The sequence below is a fragment of the Vibrio kasasachensis genome (genome assembly GCF_050337565.1).
Lineage (GTDB): Bacteria > Pseudomonadota > Gammaproteobacteria > Enterobacterales > Vibrionaceae > Vibrio > Vibrio kasasachensis.
The window spans coordinates 45,325-71,263 of sequence record NZ_JAKJTB010000009.1 but is presented as its reverse complement, the minus strand read 5'-3'; the positions used below and the strand labels follow the sequence as shown (position 1 = coordinate 71,263).

Sequence of the window (25,939 nt, the reverse complement as noted above, 5' to 3'; positions counted from 1 at the left end):
GTTGATTAAGAAATAGGATGATCGATTATGAGCAACAAATTAGAGCAACTTCGTAAACTGACTACTGTAGTAGCGGATACTGGTGAGATTGATGCAATCAAAAAGTACCAACCTGAAGATGCAACCACTAACCCGTCTCTAATTCTGAAAGCCGCTCAAATTACTGAGTACGCGCCACTTATCGAACAAGCTATCGAATACGCAAAAGCACAAAGCTCAGACAAAACACAACAAGTTCAAGACGCTTGTGACATGCTTGCAGTTAACATCGGTAAAGAAATCCTAACCACTATTCCAGGTCGCATCTCTACAGAAGTAGATGCTCGTCTATCTTACGATATGGAAGGCAGCGTGACGAAAGCTCGCCAACTTATCAAAATGTATAACGATGCTGGCATTACTAATGATCGTATCCTAATCAAATTGGCTTCTACTTGGGAAGGTATCCGCGCGGCGGAAATTCTTGAGAAAGAAGGGATCAACTGTAACCTAACGCTGCTTTTCTCTTTTGCTCAAGCTCGCGCATGTGCTGAAGCTGGCGTATTCCTGATTTCGCCATTCGTTGGTCGCATCATGGACTGGTACAAAGCTAAAGAAGGTCGCGATTTTGCAGCGCAAGAAGATCCAGGCGTACTATCAGTGTCTGCTATCTATAACTACTACAAAGAGCACGGTTACAACACAGTCGTTATGGGCGCAAGCTTCCGCAACATTGGCGAAATCCTTGAACTTGCAGGTTGTGACCGCCTAACTATCGCGCCAGCTCTACTTGCAGAACTAGAAGCAGCTGAAGGCGAAGTAGTAGAGAAACTGATCGATACTGAAGGCACAGCTGAACGCCCAGTAGCAATGAATCACTCTCAGTTCCTATGGGACCACAACCAAGACCCAATGGCGGTTGAAAAACTCGCCGAAGGTATCCGCAACTTCGCGGTTGACCAAGGTAAGCTTGAAGAAATGATTGCAGCTAAGCTGTAACCGAAAGAATCAATAAGGGGAACGTTTGCGTTCCCCTCTTTATATCCCCTTTTTGAAACAAATGGTATTCGGTGTTTATTATGGATAACTCCCTTCAAACGAGAAAAAATTTAGCCAATGCAATCCGCGCTCTAAGCATGGATGGTGTTCAACAAGCAAACTCAGGTCACCCTGGTGCTCCTATGGGTATGGCAGATATCGCTGAAGTTCTTTGGCGTTCTCACCTAAACCACAACCCAGCAAACCCTGAGTGGGCTGATCGTGACCGTTTCGTACTGTCTAATGGTCACGGTTCAATGCTGATTTACTCTTTGCTTCATCTTAGCGGTTACGAGTTATCAATTGACGATCTGAAAAACTTCCGTCAACTTCACTCAAAAACTCCTGGTCACCCAGAGTACGGTTACGCGCCAGGTATCGAAACGACCACAGGTCCTTTAGGTCAAGGCATCACCAACGCGGTTGGTATGGCGTTGGCTGAAAAAGCACTCGCAGCTCAATTCAATAAAGAAGGCCACGAGATTGTTGACCACTTCACTTATGCATTCATGGGTGATGGTTGTTTGATGGAAGGTATCTCGCACGAAGCGTGTTCTCTAGCTGGTACATTGGGTCTAGGCAAACTGATTGCATTTTGGGATGACAACGGCATCTCTATCGACGGTCACGTTGAAGGCTGGTTCTCTGATGATACGCCTAAACGCTTTGAAGCATACGGCTGGCATGTTATCCCAGCAGTAGACGGTCACAATGCTGAAGCTATCAATGCTGCGATTGAAGCAGCAAAAGTGGACCCTCGCCCTACCCTAATCTGTACTAAAACCATCATCGGTTTTGGTTCACCAAACAAATCAGGTTCACACGATTGTCACGGTGCACCACTAGGCGCTGAAGAAATTGCAGCTACACGTAAACAATTAGGTTGGGAGCACGGTCCTTTTGAAATTCCGCAGGAAATCTATGCGCAGTGGTCTGCGATCGAAACAGGCGCAGCTAAGGAAGCAGCGTGGAATGAGAAACTTTCATCTTATGAAGCAGAACACCCCGAGCTGGCAGCTGAATTTAAACGCCGCGTAAACGGTGAACTACCAGCCGAATGGGAAGAGAAAGCAGGTCAAATTATTGCTGATCTTCAAGCTAACCCTGCAAACATTGCATCGCGTAAAGCATCACAAAATGCACTAGAAGCATTTGGTCAAATGCTTCCAGAATTCATGGGCGGCTCTGCTGACCTAGCGCCTTCTAACCTAACTATGTGGTCGGGTTCTAAGTCTCTTGAATCAAGTGATTTCGCAGGTAACTACATCCATTACGGTGTACGTGAATTCGGTATGACAGCTATCATGAACGGTATTACGCTTCACGGTGGTTTTGTCCCTTACGGCGCAACATTCCTAATGTTCATGGAATACGCACGTAACGCAATGCGCATGGCTGCTCTGATGAAAATTCAGAACATCCAAGTGTACACGCACGACTCTATCGGTTTGGGTGAAGATGGTCCAACACACCAACCTGTTGAGCAAATTGCATCACTGCGCTTAACGCCAAACATGAGCACATGGCGCCCATGTGACCAAGTTGAATCGGCAGTAGCTTGGAAGCTGGCTATTGAGCGTAAAGACGGTCCAACAGCGCTGATCTTCTCACGCCAAAACCTTGCACAACAAGAGCGCAGCGCTGAGCAAGTAGCTGACATCGCTAAAGGTGCGTACATCCTGAAAGATTGTGCAGGCAAGCCTGAGTTGATCCTAATCGCGACCGGTTCTGAAATTGAACTAGCGGTTGCAGCGGCTGACAAGCTTACCGCTGAAGGAAAGCAAGTACGTGTTGTTTCAATGCCATCTACCGATGCATTTGACAAGCAAGACGCCGCTTACCGTGAAGCTGTGCTTCCATCAGATGTCACTGCGCGTATCGCAATTGAAGCGGGCATTGCTGACTTCTGGTACAAGTATGTTGGTTTTGATGGTCGTATTATCGGTATGACAACATTTGGTGAATCAGCACCAGCTGATCAACTATTCGAAATGTTTGGCTTCACGGTTGAAAACATCGTGAATACCGCACAAGAATTAATTGATTAGATACATCATGAAAAAAACACCCGCTAAATTAGCGGGTGTTTTTTTGTCTATACCCAAGCAAGTAAGAAAGTCCCCTGAGCATAGGTGAACTATGTGATTGGGGCGCACGAACACAGACAACACCGCTGCAACTTCAAGTATGACGGGTTATATACTAAAAAGCTTTTTAGTTATTCTGTGCGTCCCAAAGACGCCTATAGAGCCCCTGCTGTTCTAATAGCTTAGCGTGAGTACCATGTTCAACAAGTTGACCTCCATCGAGCACGCAGATCTGCGCAGCATCGCGGATGGTACGTAGACGATGGGCGATCATGATCACCGTTTTATCCTTGACCAGTTCAGATAAAGCCTTTTGAATATAGTGCTGAGTGATAGTATCAACCGATGCAGTCGCTTCATCTAGCAAGATGATCGGCGCGTCTTTTAGCAATGCTCTAGCAATTGAGATCCTTTGCCGTTCTCCTCCGGATAAGCTAGTCCCCCCTTCGCCAATTGAAGTTTGATAGCCTAGTGGCAGCTGGTTAATGAACTTATCGCAATATGCCATCTTACAAGCGGTGTATACTTCCTCATCGCTAGCTTGTGGACGACCAATACGTATATTCTCCATAATTGAGCCATCAAACAACTGCACCTGTTGAAATACCATACTGACATTGTTGTAAAGACCTTCAGTGCCCAATGCTTTAATATCTTCGCCTCCTACCTTTATCACGCCCTGATCCGGGTCATAAAAGCGCGCAAGTAGATTCATTATCGTACTCTTTCCACTACCAGAAGGCCCAACAATCGCCGTAACAGATTTATGTTGGACGGTAAAACTTAGGTTAGACAGTACTGGGCTATCTTCGTAGGCAAAAGACACCTGTTCAAAGCTCACTGAATACTCATCAATCACAGCTGGTTTGTCGGGTTCGACTAGCAACGTCTGACGAAAAAGACCTTCTAGCTTCCCTTCACTCTGAACAGCATAACGTAACACCGTAAGGTGCTGCCCCATTTCAAGCAAGGGCGAGATAACACGAGGCGCAAGCAGCATAAAAAGCAATAAAGTCAGCGCGCTGACACTTGTCTCATCAAGCGCATACGCAGCCGTTAGGAAAAACACCACCAGTCCCAGTTCAACTAATAATCTATAAACTACAACAGGTCCGGCTCCCCACTGCTCAACTTTGATGGTGACACGATTCATCTCATCAAAATGGTGATATAGCTTAGCCAACCATAACTCGGCACGGTGAAATAATCGTAACGTACCAATGCCTGTAACAAATTCAACGATCAAAGCTGACGTATTACGAGACACGTTTTTTTTCTTGTTGCTCATCTGCACAAACAAGTTACGCGTGCTTTGCAACATCAAAAAACCAATAGGAAAACCGATGATCAAACTGAGTGCCAATTGCCAATCAACCCACAACAATCCCGCTATCAACATCATTGGTATCAATAAAGTAGCAAGAACCTCGGTTATTAGGTGGGTGAAGATATTTTCAAGCCGTAATACATCGTCAGTAACCATATCGGTCAACTGCCCCGTTCGATAGCGGTAAAGCGCCCCCAATGGTAACCGATGAACTCTATCGAGCAATTTCTCTCTATAACCACTCATAATCGAATAGCTACCGAGAAAACCGTCCTTTTGACCACGCATTGCACAACATAATTGAAGTAAAAAAATCCCCCCCAGCAGCGCTGTCATCGCTAGCACCGAGATCTTCTCTTCCCCCATTGTGCTCTCTGCCAATAGTACGGATTGCAACCACCAAAAGCACACCAACATCGGCAACACATCGAGCAGACGTTCCGCAATTCGCCAGATAATGCCTTTGACCAATTGCGAAGAACTGCGTCCACTGCGTCGCTTTACTCTTAGAATGGCAGCAAGGATACTGTTAGATTTCATGAGCCAGCTCCTTTCTCTGCGGGTGGCGGCTGTTCGCACTATTGTTCGCACCAATCGTCCAATTGTCATCTTCGTTTTGCAATTGCCAAATCAACCGATAATAGTCACTTTGTGCAAGCAGCTCAGTGTGCCCCCCCTGCGCATCTATCGTGCCATCATTAACAATTGCAATTTTATCTGCATCTTCTAAGCCGTAAGTACGGTGAGCTATCACCAATACCGTCTTTTGTGGGAAATGCTGTTTTAACGCATGGTAAAATGATTTTTGAGTCAAGCTATCAGCAAACGCAGTCGCTTCATCCAGTACCAGAATCGGTGTATCAGCAAGTAAAGCTCGCGCCAAGGCGATACGCTGTTTCTCTCCACCGGAAAGACGGACACCCTGCTCTTGCAGTTGAGTATCATACCCGCCGGGTAACCGACGTATTAACTCATCAGCTTGGGCAACTGCAATGGCATGATGCATCTCTTTATCAGTAATACCATCACGGGCTAGTTTCAAATTATCTCGAATCGTTCCCTTGAATAAAAAGACATCTTGAGAAGCCACCGCAATTAGCGCTGAACGCTGTTGGTTATTTAATGCCATAACTGACACGTCGTTAATCTGTATCTCACCGGTATCCGGTAATAACAAACCTGCTAACAATTGAGCCACAGTTGACTTACCACTCCCTGATGATCCCATTAGCACCGTGGTTGAACCTGCTGATACCGTTAAATTAAGGTCTTTAAGCACCTGCTGGCCACCATAACTAAACGAAACATTGTTGAAGACAATGCGTAATGGCGCAGCTAACCTCACTGACGAATCGGTATTGCAAGTACTTGGCATTGATATAATCGGGCTAAGTCGCTTAACCCCAACTAGCACCTCTTGGACCTCGGTAAAGAAATGGCTAACTTTTAATAACGGCCGCAGCATCCCACTGCCTAATATCACCGCCATTAATATGTCTAGTAAGCGTATCTCTCCATTTTGATAAAGAAACATTGATATTGGTAAGATCACCAGTAAGTTCGCGCCGAGTAAGCTGGTAAACAATGACCAACGAGGAACGGTAAGCGTCGTAATTTTATCCACAACACCGTAATACTGTTCAAGACAACCAACCATCATATTGAAACGTCGGCTGTCTTGTTGAAATAATTTCATCACTGGCATATTGCGCAGGTATTCTACTGTGGTGTTATTTAAGTTCACCGAAGACTGATGATATTCTTCGTAAAGTGGCTTCATTCCGCGCATGACGAGCATTGAACTTAACACCGCCAGTGGGGCGACGAACAAGGAAGCTAGCGCTAAGCGCCAATCAACCCATAACAGATATCCGGTCACAATGACTGGACCAATAACGGCCCCCCATACTTCCACGGTGTGGTGGGCAACAAAGTTCTCCACTTTATCTACATCTTGGAGAAGCGCTAGCTTGAGTTGACCGGAGTGGTACTTCTGTAACCAGTGACTAGGCGCCCATGCTAGCCGAGTCGCGAGAATCCGCCGTGTGTAAGTCAATATACGAAATGCAGCTTTGTGACTAAATGTGTAGGCTGCGGCATACACAAGATTTTTAATGACCAAAGCAGCCAACATCCACAGTGCTGCCTGATACAACAGTTCCTTCAGTTGAGTAGTAGAAATAGAAAGCTGTTGATAATTTAATACTCCCTCCATTGCTTGGAAAATCAACCAGTACGGCAATAATTCCAACAGAGCGGCAGCTGAAGTAAACATCAAAGAGACAAAAAGACACCCTTTCTGAACCTTTATAATTCTCCATAAACATAGCCATCCAGTGTCATCTTTCGGTTGAGGCATAATGACAATTCCTTCGCAACAACAGGAAACAATGCGAGCGATTTTAGGACCAGACCAAATCACAAACTACCCGTATCAGATAGCCAGTACCCCATTCGGCTCAATTTCAGGATAAATAATCATTTCAAACCCGAACAGTACCGATTCCAGCCTAAAGCCGGTTCGCAATTTTTGGTGGCGTCGCTTTCTCTCTGCCCTCTCAAAATATAATGCAAGATAATGATTCCTATTACCGCTTAGGGGGGCTTTCTACCCGATTTGGGTGGTTCTGTTTTTTCACTACTCACATAATTGTTGAAGTACCTTGTGGTCAGGTAATTAACGATTCCCTCTGGTTAGATGGCGATAGCTTTTAGTTCGCTGTCTTAAATCTGAATAGAGATTCTTGCTAAAAATCATATGGAGTGAACGATGAGCAAACCATCGCGCCTAAACGCGAAAGATCTAATTAATGTCGGCATCTATTCTGTTCTGTATTTCATTATCATGCTGACTATCGGGTTTTTAGGTTTTATACCTGTTTTTATTATTTTACTCGCGGTCATTCCTGCTTTAGTCGGTGGTATTCCGTTCATGCTATTTCTAACAAAGGTGGAAAAGTTTGGAATGGTAACCTTACTGGGCACCATCAATGGAACCTTGATGTTTATTGCGGGTATGGGGTATTGGGCTTGTTTCACTGGTTTGTTTTTTGGACTAATCGCAGATTTAATTCTGGCACGTGGTCAATATAAGAATTCAACGTTGAGCTTATGTGCTTACACCATCTTCAGTTGTTGGGTTATCGGCAATTTTTTACCCTTTTTTGTGGGGCGCGAAGAATACTTTGCCATGCTGGCAAAAGGGTATAGTGATTCCTATGCTCAGCAATTAGAAAGCTTATTGCCTATGTGGTCATTGCCCGTTCTGTTTGCTGCATGTTTTGTATGCGGAGCCATTGGAAGCATTATCGGTAGGAAAGCATGCTCAAATCAGTTTCAACGCGCAGGGATTGTTTAATGCTATTAAGCAACCAAAGGCGGCGACACCGATTCCCTCTGGATCCACGAACAAAAATTTTACTGTTGTTGAGCGTTAGTTTATTTGTTGTCAGTGGGGTATCAGGTAATCACGATTGGGTTCGCCCGGCTACCTATCTTTTAGCAATGGTGCCCCTATTGTTGTTGGGGTTAGAAGGTCGTTTTAATTTAGCCGGATGTTACGGTGCCGTTTACGGCATCTGTCTTTACATTGCCTATTTCCTAGTACCCATAACTGATGGTTTTACTAACTCTATGCTGCTGGTTTTAGTAGGAGTAATAACACGAATTCTGCCCGCGATCTTTTCTGGTATATATCTAGTTTCTACAACGACGGTCAGCGAATTCTTATCCGCTTGTCGCAAACTGGGGCTACCACAACCCATAACGATACCACTTTCCGTCGTATTTCGTTTTTTCCCAACCGTTTTTGCTGAAGCCTGCGCGCTTGAAAACAACTTGGCGATGCGAGGCTTACGCTTCAAGCACATTTTCCGCTTAAGGCTATTTCCTCTTTTGATCAACACCTCTCGCATTGGTGAGGAATTATCAACTGCTGCATTAAGCCGTGGTTTCTCGTCTTCTGTAACACGAACCGAACGCCACTTACTCGTGTTCTCTTGGCGTGACTACCTTGTGCTGGCGTTGATAATTTCGCCACTTTGCCTATTACTAGCCTCTTTGTTTTTTGGATAGATTTATGAATTCAGTTACTTCAAGTGTCGAGTTGCTAACTCTACACGACGTAAGTGTGCGCTATGAACATCATGATACTGCTTGTTGGAGCCTTAGAAATATTGAATTACATATAGCGAAAGGCGAAGTGGTGCTATTTTGTGGTGAATCAGGGTGTGGGAAGAGTACGTTACTTCGCCTAGCAAATGGCTTAATTCCGCACTATTTCAGTGCAGATGTAAGAGGAAGTGTTCTGGTTCACGGCGAAGAAATCAATCACTATGATTTAGCGATAATGGCGAAGCAAGTTGGCAGCGTATTTCAAAACCCTTCAAGCCAATTCTTTACCACCACCGTAGAAGATGAGTTAGCTTTTTCGCTCGAAAATCAAGGTCATCCTGTCTCTACCATCAATCAACGGCTTAACGACGTTGCTAAACAGTTTTTGTTATCGGACCAACTACAACAATCCATTTTTGAACTGTCTAGTGGGCAACAACAGAAACTGGCCTGTGCTTCCGTCAGTATGTTAAATCCAGATGTTTATGTACTCGATGAACCATCGGCTAATTTAGATGCCGACAGTATTGCCATGTTACGCTCAATAATTCAGCAGTGGCGAGCACAAGGAAAGACCATTCTTATCGCTGAGCACCGCCTGTTTTATTTGAACGGTTTAGTCGACCGTGTGGTGCGTATGGATAAAGGTAGCATACGAGAAACTATTGCTGGAGAACAGTTTTTTAATCGTTCTAGTCAAATCTTAGAGCAACAAGGGTTACGACCAGCACACTTTTCTGAACTTAACTGGGCAGGCTCAACTGTAAGGGCAACGGCCGATAGCTATCACCTGTCGCCTGTACGCTTAGGCCAAAACGGTCAAACATGGCTTGATACACCATCACTGTCTTTTACTAAAGGGCAAGTGACGACCATTTTGGGGGCTAATGGTGCAGGAAAATCTAGCTTGATTAAAATTATTGCAGGACAGCACCGCAACCAAGCCGTGCTGAATGATAGTAAAACACAATGGTATTGGCGAACACGTCGACAACACAGTTTTCTGGTCTCTCAAAATGTACACCAACAACTGGTGGCAGATTCAGTATTAGAAGAGATCCAATTAAGTATGCCAAAACCTTCAGAGCTTGGAGCTCGTGATTGGTTAAGTAAAGTCGGCTTAGAAGAGTTAGCAGACAAACATCCATTAGCACTGTCTCGCGGTCAACAGCAACGACTCGCGCTATTAACCGCCCTAGCAAGTGAACGAGAACTATTGTTGCTTGATGAGCCTACAAGCGGTTTAGATTGGCTCAATATGGCAGCACTAGCCGATCTCATTCAAATGGCTTGCGATTTCAATCGCACCGTTATTCTGATCAGTCACGACCCTGAATTCATCACACGAATTAGCCAGCGAATGTTAATACTTGAATCCGGTCATTTGACACACCAATTTGATATTGGCTCGAAGCAAAGCGATCGACTACTTAAGCAACTTAAAGCATTTGATAGTTTTAGCGGTCGCGTGATCTAAACACACGTAGTTCCATTTCCACTATAAGCGCCGTCACTCGGTAGCGCTTTCTCATTAACAAATCTATCCGTTTCGGGTTTAAACGGTCTTATTCGGGTAGCCGATGAACTCGTTAAACAAGACAATTAAGGGAATGATTATCAATTACATATGTGTTGCTATTTCAAGGAGTACAGAGGTATGCAAGCCACACCAACACAGATACAGGACCAATCAGAGTTAAATACACCTACGCGAATCCATAAAATCAATAGACTCGCTATGTTGGCAAAAGCAGGGCTACTCTGCACAACGATTGGCACAACAGCGAACGTGCTAGCTAACGATAATGCACAAGGTCAATCTTCTGAGCTTGAAGTTATCACGGTTACAGCAGAAAAGCGCAATGCTGATATCATGGATGTAAGTTCAAGTATCTCGGCGATTACTGATTCAGACCTGAAAGATGCAGAAATCAGCTCAATAACAGATCTCAGCCAGCACGTACCTAACCTACACATTTTTACTTGGGGTGGGTCTCGTGAAAATAACATCTTCATTCGAGGTATAGGGCCAGGGTTGTTTACCGACCCTACCGTGGGCTTTTATGTTGATGGCGTGAACTACACCAATAACGGTATGTTTGACTTGGATCTAACCGACGCAGAACGTATTGAAGTACTTCGTGGACCTCAAGGCACCCTGTACGGTGGTAATTCATTGGCGGGTATCATCAATGTTATAACTAAAAAGCCAGATAACATTACTGACGCTCGTGTATCTATCACTGCTGACACTCTTGATCGACGTAAGATCAGCCTTGGTGTGAATACCCCGCTAATAGAAGATACGCTCTACGGCGGGCTTAGCATGGCATTTAACGACAATAGTGGTCATTTAACCAATATTCACAATGGCAAAGATTACGGTGCCAGAGAAGATTTTGTTGCCCGAGCAAAACTCCGTTGGGAACCAAACTATACCTTTGAATCTGATCTTATTTTCGATTTCCAACGCCTAAGAGGTGACTCTTATGCTCTGGGTAACGCTGACTTTATCCACAACAACCCAGACAAAGTTGACCACAACTATGATGGTGAAGATAACCGTAATGCCTATGGTATTACGCTTGTCATGAAAAACGAATTTAACCATTTTGATTTCACCTCAATCACAGGATGGCGCGATTGGGACAGCTATAACTCTGCCGACCAAGATGCCAGTAGTCGAACAGATTTTATTTATCACAATATTGCCGAAGAACAACAAAAGCAGTTCTCACAAGAACTACGTTGGGCGTCCAACTCCCTGAGCAATGTGAAATGGCTGGCTGGTCTTTATGGCTACTATGCCAAATATCAAACCAATGGCACCAGCATGCTTGACTATACCGCTATTGGCTGGGGCGGTCCCTATATAGACTCAACCGATGTCGAGAAGGAAAACTCAGGGTATGCCGCATTTGGTCAAATTGATTATGATTTAACCGAACGAATGATCTTAACCGCGGGTCTACGAGTGGATATGGAACGACGTAAAGCAGACATTCGCACCAATAACCAAAGCACCTCAAATGTAAACATTCAAGGTGACAAAGACTTCAATGAATGGCTGCCAAAAATTGGACTTTCTTACGCAACTGACGAGAATTCGCTGGTCTATGCAAGCGTTAGCCAAGGATACCGCGCAGGTGGTTTTGACCACTTATACCCGAACCAAAACAAGCCAACTTATGACTCTGAAACGAGCACTAACTATGAGCTGGGCTACAAAGCATCTTTCTTTGATAACTCACTTGAACTGAGCACTGCGCTATTTCATATCGATATAAAAAATCAACAAGTGCAGCAACTAGTTCAGAGTACCAATACCATCATGACGGATAATGCCGGTCATGGGCGTAGCCAAGGGCTTGAATTTGAAACCCGTTACACCCCTGCTTCTGGCTGGTTAATAGAATTAGGCGGTAGCTACACCAACGCTAAATACCAAGACTACGAGAGCTGCGCAATGACCAGCCAGCAAAGTTGCAGTGGCAAGAAAATGGTCAATACTCCCGAGCTAACGGCAAACTTCGCCTTACAAAACAACCACCAGCTGTCGGATCAATTGTCTTTGTTCAGCCGTTTGGATGTTTTCCACGTTGGAGACTATTACTTCAATAGCTTGAATACCTTGAAACAAGACTCATACCAATTGGTCAACGTTAAATTAGGGGTTGAAGCTAGAAATTGGGAGGTATATTTATGGATGAAAAATGCGCTTGATGAAAACTATTCAACAGTTGAATTCGACTTTGGATCTGGCCATACCGTAGAGGCAAGTGACCCGCAAAGCGTTGGGATAACCTTTAACGCGTACTACTAAAACCTTCAGAAAGAGGGGGCATCTATGCCCCTCTTTACCATCGATCATTTGTGTTTACTCAACGCGCTTCATACTGCAAAAAAGCAATTGAGAATAAATGTCATTTACATTTAAATATTATATTTGTTAATATACCTTTGTTATTTCATAACACTCTTTTTATTGAGGAGACAGTTATTAACTAAGGATAGATTTTAGTGATACATTCTAATTTCGATGCATTACCACCAAGAGAAATGATTCCGCAATATCAAAGCAATGAACAAAAAATCGATATCCAACCAGGTTTAGCTATATCGATTTGTCATTCCGACAGCAACTACTGCCTCAATGCCTCTTTTCCGAGTGATGACAAATATATACACCTGAACTATTTACTTGGAGGTCACTTCAAAGCAAGAGTTCGAGATACATTTATCGACTTGAAAGAAGGCGATGCAATGATGGGATTTTCCTGTGGAGAAGACTTCCATTTAATGAACTCTCCCTCATTTTGCAATCTTGATATCATGATAACGCCACAGCTGTTGGGGTCTTTGGTCGAACAGCATTTTCTCGGCATCGATTTAAACAATGTTGATTTTTTCATAAAAAAACCATGTAACAATATGAAGCTGCAATCAACGGCTCACCATATCGCGTCACTGATAGAAAAACCAACCTGTAAATTGCTATTGCACTCCGCAGTATTAGAGTTCATTCACTGGCAGCTCAATGCGTTTCGCGAAAATTATAACAACGGCGAACTTTCAACTAGAGAGAAATACCAATTAAAACTAGCCCGAGAGTATCTACTGAAAGATCTGAGCCTAGCCCCTACAATTGCGGATATTTCTAATGCTGTCGGATTAAACCAGAGTAAGCTAAAAAAAGGTTTCAAAATGCTTTATGAGCGCAGTATTTACGCTCACTTTCAACAAGAACGAATGAAGAAAGCGATGCTACTGCTTAAGGACAACAATGTAACCGAAACTGCAATGATCTTGGGTTACAGCAATGTCAGCCACTTCAGTGCTGCATTTAGCAAAGAGTTCAATATAAAACCCAAAGATGCCAGAAAAGAAGCGATTCCATCCGAGCTTAGTTTCATTTCCTAATCAATATTGACGCATCTGGTGTCAGTGTCGACAAATTGAAGGCTTTCTCTCAGAGAAGTACTCTGAAAAACCATCAATTAAATACACCATGATCCAAACACCCGCTAAATTAGCGGGTGTTTGGATCCATTTATACCCAAGAAACTTGAAGGTGCAGGTAGGCGGCAAGTAAGAAAGCCCCCTGAGCATAGGTGAACTATGTGATTGGGGCGCACGAACACAGACAACACCGCTGCAACTTCAAGTATGACGGGTATAGTAACTACTTTATAACGATACGTTGGTAAAGTGAGTTTTTCAATACAGCCCTATTTTGCTTTAGCTTGCACATCGCCATATCGTCAATTGGTGAGCCTCTTAGTTCCAGTACTCTAATTTCACGATCAAGTGAGTCATATTCTTTTACGTCGCTAGCAAACGACATATCATTTTGAGTCAGCTTATGAATGACGTCTCCATGTTCTGGAAATTCACTCAATAGGGAATGATCTTCTCCTAGCATAATGACTCCTTATGTCTAACCGTCTTCTCCAACTATTATCTGCCTGTCCTCTAGCAAGCATTACCTTAATTATAGTTTGAAAATAGATTCAATGCTGAGGCGAGCAAATGCTTAACGATGGTGTTCAGCGCTTAGGAGTGAGACGATTCTCTGTTACATTCCACTGTAATGACCCATTTATCACAAGAGTAAGAAGCACAATGTTTCGTTTATGTTTCATTGTCATAAATTGATATTAAGATCACTTAGTTATACTGGATTAACTTCGTGGCTGTTCTACACTTTTCATATCAGATGGCTTAATTCGGATAATAACAATAATGATCAAGTGGAACTCTTGGCAAAATATATCGCTTAAATACAAGCTTTACGGCCTTGTCTCTTTGCCGACTCTGCTGCTTATTTACTTAGCTATTGTGCAAATTTCAGCGCTTAACAAAAGTACCGAAGCACTGCTAAAAGCGAGCAATGCTACCAGTTTTCTACGTGGCGTCTCGAGTGTTTACTCTCCTACTTCAAATGCTCTTTCGTCGTCCTCTCTCAATAACCTCATTCCACAAATTTTCAACCGAGATCAATCTGAAGAGATCCATGCCTCGATAGAAAACTTAATATCAACACAGCAAAAGTTAACAACGAACCAAAGTATTGAAGAAAAATGGGACAATTTTGAATGGCAAGCAGATCTGTACAGGCAAATCTTGCTGACTCTAGAAAAACATGATTTAGGCAATGTGCCTAATGACATACAAAACAACCTTACCGCGCTAATACAACTTGAGTGGATGGTCTTTTGGGCAAATGAGGAAAATCAGTTAAGTAATATCTTGCTTCAGTCATTCCAAGAGGATAACTATTATGACCAAGATATAAGCGAGCAATTAAATACATTAGCAGAACGCCAGCAACTATTCGTTGAACGATTCGTCAATCTCAATGCTAATGCAGATCAAGTGAAACTGATGACTCAAGCATTCAGCAACTCAGCGTTTATTCATAGTCAAAGTTTTCGCCAAGAACTGGCATCTAAAGACTCCCTGATTCGACTTAACAAGACCGATATTGAGCTAGGTATTAACGCTTTAAATGCTCGGTTGGATCTACTGAGTGAAGTTGGTCGTACGATAGAGTTTCAGATAGTAAACACGATACAATCATCTATCAAGCAAGCTCAGGTTAAACGCCTTCTCTATATTAGCCTTGTCTCTATACTCACTTTAATTGTCATATTCATTGCTTTCAGCCTCACTCGCCATATGACCCATAAGCTCCAATTAGTTTTAGATTACTTAAAATCGGAAGACCACCAGCAACTCGATTTACTGTCTAAAACCGTCCATAGCAATGACGAACTAGGCCGCTTTGCACATGAAGTAGAACGCATCACTATTGAAAGAACACTAGCCAATGAGCGTCTCACACAAGCAAAAGAAGATGCGGAAAAAGCAAAAGATGCAGCCGTTCGCGCTAACCGAGCGAAAAGCAGCTTTCTCGCCAATATGTCTCATGAAATCAGAACGCCTCTCAATGGTGTGATTGGTATTTCTGAAGTTCTATCTGAAACCAAGTTATCCGCATCTCAGCGAGACTACGTTGATACAATTGAAACTTCATCTCAATTGTTATTAAGCCTAATTAACGACATCTTGGATTTTTCTAAAATTGAATCTGGGATGTTACTGATTAGCCACCAATCAACCTCTATCAGAGAGGTAATCTATGATGTTGCCTCGATAATTGCACCCAAAGTGAAAGAGAAGGGTCTGCTACTGAAGGTAACGATTAGCCATGACACTCCTTATATGGTTTTGGTTGATGATCATCGCTTAAGACAAACTCTGATGAACTTTCTTTCTAACGCAGTTAAATTCACAGAACAAGGCACTGTCGAATTGTCAGTTCGCAGTAATTTACGAGATCATGATCAAGTAGATTTACAGTTTTCAGTAATCGATACTGGGATTGGCATCGATAATGTCAAGCTGCAACAAATTTTCAAGCCTTTTGCTCAGGAAGATGAATCAACCACTCGTAAGTTTGGCGGTACGGGCTTAGGACTAACTATTAGCCATCAACTGGTTGAAATGATGGGCGGAAAAATAGAAGTGGAGTCCAACAAGAACCAAGGCAGTCGTTTTTACTTCAGCCTAACACTCAAGATCGAGCATAAACAATACTGTGCTAAAAACAACACTCATTCAACCGTGACCTTAATTGGTAAGAATGGATCACTGCGTGAGACCGTCAAAAGAGAACTACAGTTCTTCGACCAGCAGGTAATGAGTGAATACCAAACGATTGATGAATACATCAGTGAAGCTAAGCAAGTCTCAGATACAACTATCTTCATTGAATCCGAAGCAGACTCCGCAGCATTGTACGATGTTCAACTGCAAGGCTTGAATGACAATGATCGTCTATGTGTCGTTAGACACTTTCTGAGCCAACCTTATAACTTTAAATCAAACATTCAGGCGATAGTCACACAACCTTTACTCGGCCAACGTTTGCTCAGAGCCCTTACAACTTGTAATACCGCAGTGTCTGAGGTGCCTAATCAAATCATTGAACGTGTGACTGATGAACAACGAGTTCTAGTTGTTGAAGACAATGCTGTAAACCGGAAAATAGCAGGGCTACATTTAAGTAATGCAGGCATAGACTTCGAAATCGCTCACAACGGTGCTGAGGCGTTTCAAATGTACGTTTCTCACCCGCACAAATACTCACTGATCCTGATGGATTGCATGATGCCTGTCATGGATGGTTTTGTCGCTACAGAAAATATTCGTACATTTGAACAAGCGTTATCTACACGAGTTCCCATCGTTGCACTCACGGCAAGTGTACTTGATGATGATATTAAACACTGCTATCAAGTTGGCATGGACGACTATTTAACCAAACCATTTAAAGCTGATTCACTACTGACAAAAATTGGCGCATACATTCAAATGGACGCAGTAAAACAGCAGAATCAAGCAACGGAGTCGATCTCCACATTAGACAAGCCACACGCTTCTAATTTAATACCAACAACAGGAAAAGTATTGCTTGTCGAAGACAACAGAGTGAACCAAAAAGTCGCATCTTTGATTCTAGATAAAGCAGGATACCAATACGACATTGCCGAAAATGGTCAGATTGCAATCGATATGTATCGCCACGATCATGGCTATCAAGTCATTCTTATGGACTGCATGATGCCAATTAAAGATGGCTTTGAAGCCACACGAGAAATCCGTAGAATTGAACAAAAGTATGGGCTTGATAAAACACCCATTATTGCCCTAACAGCTAGTGTTATTGACGATGATATCCAGCGATGTTTTGATTCAGGTATGGATGCTTATCTAGCTAAACCTGTGCGTAAAAAAACACTTATCGACAAAATCGAAAGTATCGTATGAGCCTAGGACAACTACACATGGAATGTTCCACACGATTGAATAGACAATTCAAACATCAGAAACACGTACTTATTATCGTGCTTTGTTTGTCTGCCTTTTTAATGTCTCACCCTAGCCACTCTCTTGCAGCTGAGCAATACGCTATTTTCAGCCTCAACAATTCATTCGAACAAATATCTGTGTTTAAAGCTCGCAAGCTTTATCGTGGAAAAGCAAAGTCATTAAATGGTCAACGATTTGAACTGGCTGATTGGCCGGCAGAAAGCGAAGAACGAAAAGAGTTCTATCGGTACTTACTCGGTAAGAACACAGCTCAGATGAATGCGCATTGGGCGGCGCTGTCATTTTCAGGTAAAGCCCGACCTCCAAAAGAAATCTCTGAATCAGAAGTTCAAAGCTTAGTTGAATGGATGGAAGAAAGACCGAATCGCATTGGTTATGCTCCAATCGAGGTACTTCCAAGTAATGCCAAAGTGCTATTTGTCGTAAGTGAGGAAAACTAATATGAATAAATGGATTCCTCTATTACTCGGTGTTATTTGTACTACCCCAAGTGCTTTTGCAAACATTGAACTCGATGAATATGCCAACATAAGTGGCTTTGGTTCAACATCTTGGGCAAAGAGTGATAATTCAACACCACTACTCATTCACCGAGAAATTGATGATAGTAGCTGTTTTGACTGCGACACAACATTCGGGCTTCAGCTCGATCTTTACTACGAAAACCTAAGGGCATCAGCTCAGTTGGTGAAGCGCCCACAAGACCATTGGAGCGAACCTGAATTAGAATGGGGATACCTAGCTTATGCTATCGATAACTGGTCGTTTAATGTTGGTCGCCTGCGAGCTCCGCTGTTCCTCTATTCTGAATACTATTATGTTGGTCAAGCCTATACCCCCGCTCGCCCACCAGGTGAAGTTTATAACAGCATATTAGGCATTACTTATTATGAGGGAGGTAGCGTAACGTGGACAAAAGACCTTGGTGAGGAATACACACTGTCTATTACCCCTTTCGCAGGAATCGAAGATACTAAAGAAATAAAACTCAACAGTAGTACGCTATTAGAACTGAATACGCATGAAATGATGGGGTTAAATGTCGTTTTTTCGAGCAACGACTATCGATGGAACTTCTCTTACTTAAATTCAAAGTACGACCAAAAAGTGACAATTCACAATTTTGTTATGGGACCTGTCACTCTTCCCTCTTTTGTCGAAGAGGAAAAGGACAATAAAATAGAACTATTTGCCGTTGGTGCGGAATACGAGTTTGAGAACTTGACCCTAACCAGTGAAGCTCAAAAAAACGATAGAACGACTTCTTGGTACGCATTAGCTGCCAATCGATTTGGCAAATGGACACCTTACATTTCTTATGCTCAACAATACAATGAAAGTGATAAGCTCGAAGCCGACAGTCTATTTTTAGGCACTCGCTATGACCTTTTTTACAGCGTTTCTATTAATGCAGAGTGGCAATACTTCGATTCAAAACAAAACCTAGAGGGCTCATTTGTCGAAACCCCAAATAGCAGCCACGCGAATCTATTTAGCATAACGGTAAATTTTGTCTTCTAAACACAAGTTGATGGCATAAGGTATTTACAAAAGAAAGCCCCTGTACATACCCTATAAATGATGTTTTTTAAACCAAGGTGGCTATGAGATTCTGCATAAACACAGTCTCATAGCCACCTTAGTTAACATTCAAAGGCATGTAATTCAATTATGCATCTGCTTATAATTAATCACGTTTGCCCAACCTTGACCATTTAAGGCTTCCGATTAGACGATTACACAGAGATCACCAACATCTTTTTTTGCGCGTTGTTTACTTGAGTACATGACTTTATCTGCATTATCAATTGCCTCGTTCAAGCAGCCGACAATCTCTGAGCAACCCCAACTCCAATTGAAATACGGATAGTCTTGAGAAAATAATTGCTTAAATTCCGCGTCAAGCTTCTCAATACGATGCATAACATTAGTTGAGGAAAAAACGCTTTCGCAAACAACTAAGAATTCATCCCCACCGACCCTAGCAACAAAATCATCCTCTCGGAAATTGTTGACCAGTATTTGTGAAAACGTGTTGAGAACACAATCTCCAATCAGGTGACCGTTTTCGTCATTTACTCGCTTAAAACAATCGAGGTCAATAGCAATCACTACGCCTGAAAATTCAGATTTTTCATCAATCAACTCAACAAGTGCACGTTTGTTTTTTAGACCAGTAAGCCCACACGTTAAGCTCTTCTGTTTATACAAGCGTGCACTTTCATGCAACTTAGTCACTTCAAAGCCAGTGGTAAAAATATAAACATCATCTTCTACTTGTTGTTTAAATTTTATGATCTCGAAAAACTGTTCACCTTCACGACCAGCAAACTTCAATACCTTGGGGACAAGCTCGCCGAACTCTAAGAACCTTAAACTTTCGTCATGGCAAGAAAGCAACATATCCGCGACATTGCTGGGTACAACCTTTGCCAATTCTGGTCCGGTTTTGCCTATTGGGTCCACATCGGTAAATTCTTTAAGCCAATCTAAAAAATTATCATTGATATATACAAAACGATGTTGCCCGTCTCTAATGCTTAAGAAACCTGGAAATGACTCAAAAAAGTTTCTTTGCAATTGTTTACTTAGTTCCATTGAACCCTCAAGCTCTATCAACGTTAAACTGCAATTTTTGCAACCGTTAATTTGTTACTTACAGATGATTAAATTTGGCAACCGACGGTCCAATCTGGCTCACTACATTCTCACTCCAAAGAATGCATGTTCATTCCCTTAATACACTTTCTCTGTAATAACGGTATTGCGTTTCAATTTCGCCAACTAGAGATGTTGCTTCCAATGCACTTGTTGTCTTACTCGTCTATTTGATCATTACCTGTATATAACAATCAAATAGACGCACACTTACGCCTTTGTTGTAATGATTACCGCTAAATGCACATTAACCAATTAGACCGAAAATGTGCAACGCGGCTATTCTACAGTAAACAACAGAAACCATTGTTCTACTAATTAAAAAACATCTTTATTCTCTGACAGTTGCCACAAAAATTCACTCATGAGAAGGCACGCAAACCTTTGCGTTAACTGAACATCGGAAGCGCAAGTAAGATGCTGAAAAATGATCACAATCGATGTTTGTAAACTGACTGTTCTACCGAAAGAAACTGGTCTAACCAGCTCCGAGAATTTAGCCCCTTGTAATGCTGCTATATGGGATGTCAATGTTGGCTTTCTCCATATAAGAAAAACCTTCATTATTATCCTTCTCAAACTGAAGCACACACTTTCCACCAACAACTTTCAAGAAAACTAATGTTAACTCGATAGAAATAAAAACTAGTGAAATAATGGCTTATTATTAATACACACAAGACCTGCTGGTCTTATATTTAAGACTGAAAATGTATAAATTGTCTCATTTTAGATAGTGCTAAAGCATTATTTGGCATCAGTCGCACTACGCTCTCGACATGTTATTTTTAGATTGCTGACACCTCATTCATATCGTAGTTTTCAAACCGAATAGTAAACTTAACTACTATCAAGCGGCGTACGATTAAACTTAATTACCAGACGATAATGCGCCCACAAAATTTAGCTCACAATTGGTGACGTGATTGGACTTTTTACTGCGTCATCATTCAATTTTAAAAAGGATTGTATATGAAAAACCTAGTTAAAGTAGTAGCAGTATCAGCTCTAGCTCTATCTACATCGCAAGTAATGGCAACAGCAACGGATACATTCCAAGCGACTCTAGAGGTAAAACCAGCACTAACTATTGAAAAAGTTCTCGGTAAAGATCTTAAATTCCCAGCGGCATATATTGGTCAAACAGGTACAATTGAAGTTCCGGCTAGCCACACAGATGCAGCGCAATTCGACATAACAGGTCCTGATACAGAAACGGTAGACGTGGTAATTAACAACAGTGACCCTGTCATCCTTAATAATGGTGGCAATACGATCCCATTAGCATTAATTGCGCCATCTACACATACGTTCTCAGGTAGTAGTGGCCAACTTCTGATTGGTGGTACTATTGATTTAACTGGAATAACGCTGGTCGCGGGGACATATACTACAGGCGCTATCGATGTGGCAATAAAATATCAATAGAATATAACCGATTTTAGAAATTAGGTTAGCTAACTGTCTAAATGAAACAACTATTAGCTTATTTAGCTATATTATTAAGTGGAGTCGCCAGTGCAGCTCCACTTAATATAATTCATCAAAATAATAATCTAGAATTTAGTAAAACACACATTTCCGGGTTCAATCAGAAAGCCAAAACACATCCAAAATCAAACACTCATGATGCATTTACATTCATTGTACAAGGCGACCCAGGAAAAACAATTCAAGTCACAGCCAGTCACAAACAACAGCTAAAAAACAATACAAATAGTCTACCAATAAATAAATTCTATTACGGATGCAATCTTTCATCTAGTGGCATAGCGACTATCACTAAAACAGGTTTCAGTAATCCACTATGTATAGGTGCGCAAGTCTTAATTAATTACAATCATCCACCTGGCGTATACACAAACGAAATTCATTTCGAGGTCAAATACCTATGAAAATACCGCTGATACTTTCCATTTTTCTTATTTCATGCAACGCTTACTCCCAGTTACTTGTGGCGCCTACAAGATTATTAGTTGATGGCGACAAAACATCAACTACGGAGTTCATTGTTGAAAACCCATCAGATACTCCAATTAGACTCGAAATAAGACCCTATTACGAAGAAACTGGAACTTCAGGCTCAGAGCGTATCAATCCGAACATAACAATTGAAGATTATTCGCAGAACATTCGAGTTTCTCCTCCAGTTATCCGAAATTTGAAACCAAACCAGAGAAGAACAATAAGAGTACAAGTTCTAGCAGACAACACTCTTCCAGATGGTGAGTATCGTTCTTATCTAAAATTTACACCAACCCAAAAGCAGGAAAAAATAGCTACCCAGACCGTCAATTCCGAAGGAAGTAATTTTGACCTCAATTTCCAAATTCAAACATATGTCCCTATCTACATTCAGAAAGGGACACCTGTACAAAAAGTATCTTTTGATTGCCTAAACAATTCGATTAGCATCACTAATCACAGCAAATATCAATTTAACGCAATGATTGAAAGTTCAACCAAAAATAAACAGAAACTAATTCTCCTCCGAGAATCAATTTTGACTAAACAAAAAGAACAAAATGAAATCGTAACTCTAACTCAAGAGAACAAAACCATATATAAATGCGACATGTAGTCAAACAAAATAACGTTTGGCTGCTATTTCTCCTAGTAATTAGCCAAACGTTATTTGCTCAAAGTTTCTTCCCTGCTCATATAGAGGTAGAAACGAATGAATCGAGCGAGGATTTTTATCGTGTCATTATGGATGACGATGAGAGTCCATATCTCAAAATTGATAATTTAGCACTTTACCAACTAGGGATGATTGGCGAATGCCGCTCTTATTCCTGTCAGTTTTACTTACCGAACGATATTAATAAAGAAAACCCGCCTTATGAGATTGATCTGCTCAACAAGCAGTGCAATCAAGCCACCAAAGAATACTCCACAATCAAGACAGTAAACTTTGAAGAGCAAATATTGGTTCACTGGCGATCCATTGGCCAATGCTTACCAGTTAAACTTAACTGGTATTTGCTTGACTATAAATTGCATATGGACAAAGGTTTTAAAACACTTGCTGACCTAGAAAAACAAATCAAAAAAATGAAAAAGAGTTCACGAGACCAAGCGCTAGAGCTCTCTTCAAGGAAAAGGCAACCAGTCCATCTCCCATCTGATGGTATTGGTTTATCCACACGATTCTCTACCAGCATCACATATAATGAAACCGGTTATAAAGATCTATATGTGTTGTCAGATTCAATGTTCAGTACACAAAATACCTTAAGCCAGCTTTCACTTGATTCGAGCCAATCCGAACCCGTCAACTATTACAGTATTGCAGCTAAAACCAACCAAGGCGAGGGCACATTGGAGATAGGTCACGTCTTTCTTGATGGGGGAATTTTCACTAACAATGAGAAAATTGAGAACGGGTTGTATTACACCAATCGCGTTACCTCCACCGGTTTCGGTAATATTCAACTGCAAAATAGCACTAAGCCGAATATAGAAGTAGACCTACTTATTAACGGGATCTACCGCAGCAGCTATCGCTCAGACGCCTTTGGAAGATTCACCATAGATGAAGACAATATCTCCCCTGGTGATACGCTCACTTTTCGCTATTACCTAGGTGAAGGTTTATGGGCAGAAGAAGAATTGACTGTCGCGGGAATCGACAGTGACTTCTTACCAAAAGGTGAATGGCTAACTGAGGTTACATACAATGGTGAAGATGGAAAAACCGGAGCGCTTTCCGCTGAATATGGCATTGATGATTATATCACCATTGGCGCTTCTTTTTTCTCCTTGGAAGAACAACATCAAATAGGCTTACAAACTCAATTATTGCCAGCACATTGGATGTCAGCACTAGTGGGTTGGCTACCCGGTCAAGACCGTTGGCCTATTCAATTGAACATGCAATTTTCCCGCTATCAATCAATGTCTGTTGAATTAAATCGTAGTCACAGTTTAGAAATTGATGATATTCCCTATCACAGTTTGAAATATTCGTGGAATAATCCACTTTTCGCTTTTAATACCTCGGCCGAATATGATGAAAACGGTTATGACATCAATCCCCGTCTTGGTATCAGGATCGGGCGCTCACTCTATTTTAATTACCAACCTAAATATGAGTACTCTTTTCTCAACGAAACAAGTCATTCAACCCACTATTTTGAACTGACAAGTAGTGGACTTGCTGATATATCTTGGAGTATTTCATCATCAGTTGATTATTCTGGTCGGCATGAGCAAAGTAGTGCACGTATTCGAAGTGACTGTTCAGATTCTTGCTGGCTTGCTCAATTTGGGCTATTTGAAGATCTATCAACAAGTATTCAACTCCAATACCACGATGACGAACTGGATTACCATGCCTCTTTAAGTGCTAGCATCAATCCCTATTTATCGATGTCTCTAAATGGCAATGAAGACAGCTATGAATTAACGCTGACGACTGAGTTTGCCGGCAAAACCAATTTCTCTGCTGATACTAGCCAGTTCACGTATTGGGATGAATACAGTTATGGCACAGTAAAAGGGAAAGTGACCGACCAAGATGGGAATCCTATTGCCGATGTTCGCCTTCAACTCCTCAATCAATATGTCGAAACCAACGAGAACGGCGAGTATCAGTTTGATCGCGTGCCTGCTCGTAAAGAACTGGCGATTAAAATCAACCAAAGCACCCTTGATTTAAGTTTGGTTCCTGAGCACAATCCTGTGCTTTTAGATACTCGTGAAATAGCCACAACCGAAGTCGATATCGTACTTATTTCTTCATTTGGTATTGATGGTTTTATTGAGGCCAATATTGAAGATAAAGCCTTTATCTATTTTAAACATTTACAAAAACAAGATGAATACGCCAGCGTAGTGGAACAAGACGGTTTCTACGTGGTTGAGGGGCTTATCGATGGGCACTATATGATTACTTTGGAAATTGGGGAGCGTGAATACGTTATGTCCAAAAAAATAGATGGCGATTTTTGGATAAGTGGCATGGATTTTACGTTAGACGACTTCGAAGCGAATCGTCAACTCGCGGAATAACCGGTAGTTGATCATGAAATGCGCCCTTCGCTGCCATAAAACCAAACGTATATGGCTGAGTGTTTAGCTCTTGCCGAGTAGTAACGGCTTGGCTCTCTTTCAATTTGTTAAACATCCACTCGTCCAGTTGATCATTAATTTCTTGAAACTCTTCAGCCGTGAGCTCCGCCTTCATACTCAGTAAAAACGCACTTCTGTCGTCAGCCTCTATATTTAGCACTCTATTTTTTAGCCTAGATAACACATCCTCTACAAAGAATACTGGATACTTAGCCCCTCGTTCAAACGCGGTATGGCTGGGTTTTATCAATTTGTATTGGTTACCAATATCTAACTCAATTAGCTCCAAATGCTCTAATTTACGTAAATAAGTATGGAGCGATGCAGGGTCTAAATCATAACGCTCAGCGATTTTCTCAACCTTTCTCTGTTCTGCCAACTCACTCCACAACGTAAACAGTGGCGGAAACTGAAAGAACGCTTCATCTTGCTGCTCAGTAAAAAAGATCAGCTGATTAACGTTTTGTTCCGCTTGAGAGATCAGTTTTGATAAGGAAATACCTAAATGTGCAGACACTGTCAGTATTCTCTGTAATGAAATGACCTGTTGCCCATTGAGTAACCGCTTAACACTGACTTCGGAAATACTTAGCACCAGTGCAAGATCTCGATACGCCATATTATGTTTTTTGAGCTCAACTTTTAGCAATCTCGTTATTTCGTTCAGCAATTTTTGTTCCATAACAAGCCACGACTCGACACTTTAAGTATCACTATACTACCCTTATTCTTAATTTGTTGCCACAAGGTCACATATAAGACACTTTCT

General features: G+C 41.9%; 19 protein-coding genes. 14 read left to right on the top strand and 5 right to left on the bottom strand.

Translation table 11 applies throughout. The features are described 5' to 3' along the window. Positions 1–27 precede the first annotated feature (27 nt). Together tal and tkt are read left to right on the top strand one after the other, a co-directional pair. Positions 28–978 carry a transaldolase gene (gene tal / locus L4C38_RS03175; RefSeq protein ID WP_428796081.1) on the top strand — a complete coding sequence of 317 codons (951 nt, stop codon included), beginning with the start codon at positions 28–30 and terminating at the stop codon, positions 976–978. A gap of 80 nt (positions 979–1,058) precedes the next feature. Continuing rightward, positions 1,059–3,065: a transketolase gene (gene tkt, locus L4C38_RS03170; protein WP_428796080.1), complete on the top strand. Its 2,007-nt coding sequence runs from the start codon at positions 1,059–1,061 to the stop codon at positions 3,063–3,065. Positions 3,066–3,231: 166 nt separating this feature from the next. On the opposite strand, the gene L4C38_RS03165 is transcribed toward tkt, so the two are convergent. Then, positions 3,232–4,971, bottom strand: a complete 1,740-nt coding sequence (locus L4C38_RS03165; RefSeq protein WP_428796079.1) for an ABC transporter ATP-binding protein — start codon at positions 4,969–4,971, stop codon at positions 3,232–3,234. Then, a complete protein-coding gene (locus L4C38_RS03160; RefSeq protein WP_428796078.1) occupies positions 4,961–6,790 on the bottom strand; it encodes an ABC transporter ATP-binding protein in 1,830 nt (609 codons plus the stop codon). The genes L4C38_RS03165 and L4C38_RS03160 overlap by 11 nt, the downstream gene beginning before the upstream one ends. Positions 6,791–7,201: 411 nt before the next feature. Here L4C38_RS03160 and L4C38_RS03155 point away from each other — a divergent pair, with 411 nt between their 5' ends. The 5 genes from L4C38_RS03155 (at position 7,202) to L4C38_RS03135 (ending at position 13,464) form a co-directional block, all read left to right on the top strand. Continuing rightward, positions 7,202–7,789 carry an MptD family putative ECF transporter S component gene (locus L4C38_RS03155; protein WP_428796077.1) on the top strand — a complete coding sequence of 196 codons (588 nt, stop codon included), beginning with the start codon at positions 7,202–7,204 and terminating at the stop codon, positions 7,787–7,789. Next, the gene (locus tag L4C38_RS03150; protein WP_428796076.1) at positions 7,789–8,505 is read left to right on the top strand and encodes an energy-coupling factor transporter transmembrane component T; all 717 of its coding nucleotides are present in this window, start codon (positions 7,789–7,791) and stop codon (positions 8,503–8,505) included. Before L4C38_RS03155 ends, L4C38_RS03150 begins: the two co-directional genes overlap by 1 nt. A gap of 4 nt (positions 8,506–8,509) precedes the next feature. Continuing rightward, the gene (locus L4C38_RS03145) at positions 8,510–10,021 is read left to right on the top strand and encodes an ABC transporter ATP-binding protein (protein ID WP_428796075.1); all 1,512 of its coding nucleotides are present in this window, start codon (positions 8,510–8,512) and stop codon (positions 10,019–10,021) included. A gap of 180 nt (positions 10,022–10,201) precedes the next feature. Further along, on the top strand, positions 10,202–12,367 hold the full coding sequence (locus tag L4C38_RS03140; RefSeq protein ID WP_428796074.1) for a TonB-dependent receptor: 2,166 nt from the start codon (positions 10,202–10,204) through the stop codon (positions 12,365–12,367). Positions 12,368–12,564: 197 nt separating this feature from the next. Continuing rightward, entirely contained in the window at positions 12,565–13,464 is a 900-nt protein-coding gene (locus L4C38_RS03135; RefSeq protein ID WP_428796073.1) for a helix-turn-helix transcriptional regulator, read from the top strand. A 262-nt stretch (positions 13,465–13,726) separates the two neighbouring features. Here L4C38_RS03135 and L4C38_RS03130 read toward each other — a convergent pair whose 3' ends face one another. After that, a complete protein-coding gene (locus L4C38_RS03130) occupies positions 13,727–13,966 on the bottom strand; it encodes an HP1242/YdcH family protein (RefSeq protein WP_428796072.1) in 240 nt (79 codons plus the stop codon). Positions 13,967–14,286: 320 nt separating this feature from the next. On the opposite strand from L4C38_RS03130, the gene L4C38_RS03125 reads away from it, so the two are divergent. From L4C38_RS03125 to L4C38_RS03115, 3 genes are read left to right on the top strand one after another with little or no spacing between them, the layout of a single operon-like run. Further along, positions 14,287–17,376, top strand: a complete 3,090-nt coding sequence (locus L4C38_RS03125; RefSeq protein ID WP_428796071.1) for a response regulator — start codon at positions 14,287–14,289, stop codon at positions 17,374–17,376. Positions 17,377–17,393: 17 nt separating this feature from the next. After that, positions 17,394–17,879 carry a hypothetical protein gene (locus L4C38_RS03120; RefSeq protein ID WP_428796070.1) on the top strand — a complete coding sequence of 162 codons (486 nt, stop codon included), beginning with the start codon at positions 17,394–17,396 and terminating at the stop codon, positions 17,877–17,879. A 1-nt stretch (position 17,880) separates the two neighbouring features. Next, positions 17,881–18,960: a sulfate ABC transporter permease gene (locus tag L4C38_RS03115; protein ID WP_428796069.1), complete on the top strand. Its 1,080-nt coding sequence runs from the start codon at positions 17,881–17,883 to the stop codon at positions 18,958–18,960. Positions 18,961–19,167: 207 nt separating this feature from the next. Here L4C38_RS03115 and L4C38_RS03110 read toward each other — a convergent pair whose 3' ends face one another. Further along, positions 19,168–20,037 (bottom strand): GGDEF domain-containing protein, encoded by an 870-nt coding sequence (locus L4C38_RS03110; protein ID WP_428796068.1) that lies wholly within the window; start codon positions 20,035–20,037, stop codon positions 19,168–19,170. A 1,032-nt stretch (positions 20,038–21,069) separates the two neighbouring features. Here L4C38_RS03110 and L4C38_RS03105 point away from each other — a divergent pair. From L4C38_RS03105 to L4C38_RS03090, 4 genes are read left to right on the top strand one after another with little or no spacing between them, the layout of a single operon-like run. Continuing rightward, a complete protein-coding gene (locus tag L4C38_RS03105) occupies positions 21,070–21,525 on the top strand; it encodes a DUF4402 domain-containing protein (protein WP_428796067.1) in 456 nt (151 codons plus the stop codon). Positions 21,526–21,566: 41 nt separating this feature from the next. Beyond that, positions 21,567–21,992 carry a DUF4402 domain-containing protein gene (locus tag L4C38_RS03100; protein ID WP_428796066.1) on the top strand — a complete coding sequence of 142 codons (426 nt, stop codon included), beginning with the start codon at positions 21,567–21,569 and terminating at the stop codon, positions 21,990–21,992. Continuing rightward, a complete protein-coding gene (locus L4C38_RS03095; RefSeq protein ID WP_428796065.1) occupies positions 21,989–22,678 on the top strand; it encodes a fimbrial biogenesis chaperone in 690 nt (229 codons plus the stop codon). The genes L4C38_RS03100 and L4C38_RS03095 overlap by 4 nt, the downstream gene beginning before the upstream one ends. After that, on the top strand, positions 22,666–25,110 hold the full coding sequence (locus tag L4C38_RS03090; RefSeq protein WP_428796064.1) for a carboxypeptidase-like regulatory domain-containing protein: 2,445 nt from the start codon (positions 22,666–22,668) through the stop codon (positions 25,108–25,110). Before L4C38_RS03095 ends, L4C38_RS03090 begins: the two co-directional genes overlap by 13 nt. Here L4C38_RS03090 and L4C38_RS03085 read toward each other — a convergent pair. Next, on the bottom strand, positions 25,067–25,840 hold the full coding sequence (locus tag L4C38_RS03085) for a helix-turn-helix domain-containing protein (protein WP_428796063.1): 774 nt from the start codon (positions 25,838–25,840) through the stop codon (positions 25,067–25,069). The genes L4C38_RS03090 and L4C38_RS03085 overlap by 44 nt on opposite strands. Positions 25,841–25,939: the final 99 nt, after the last annotated feature.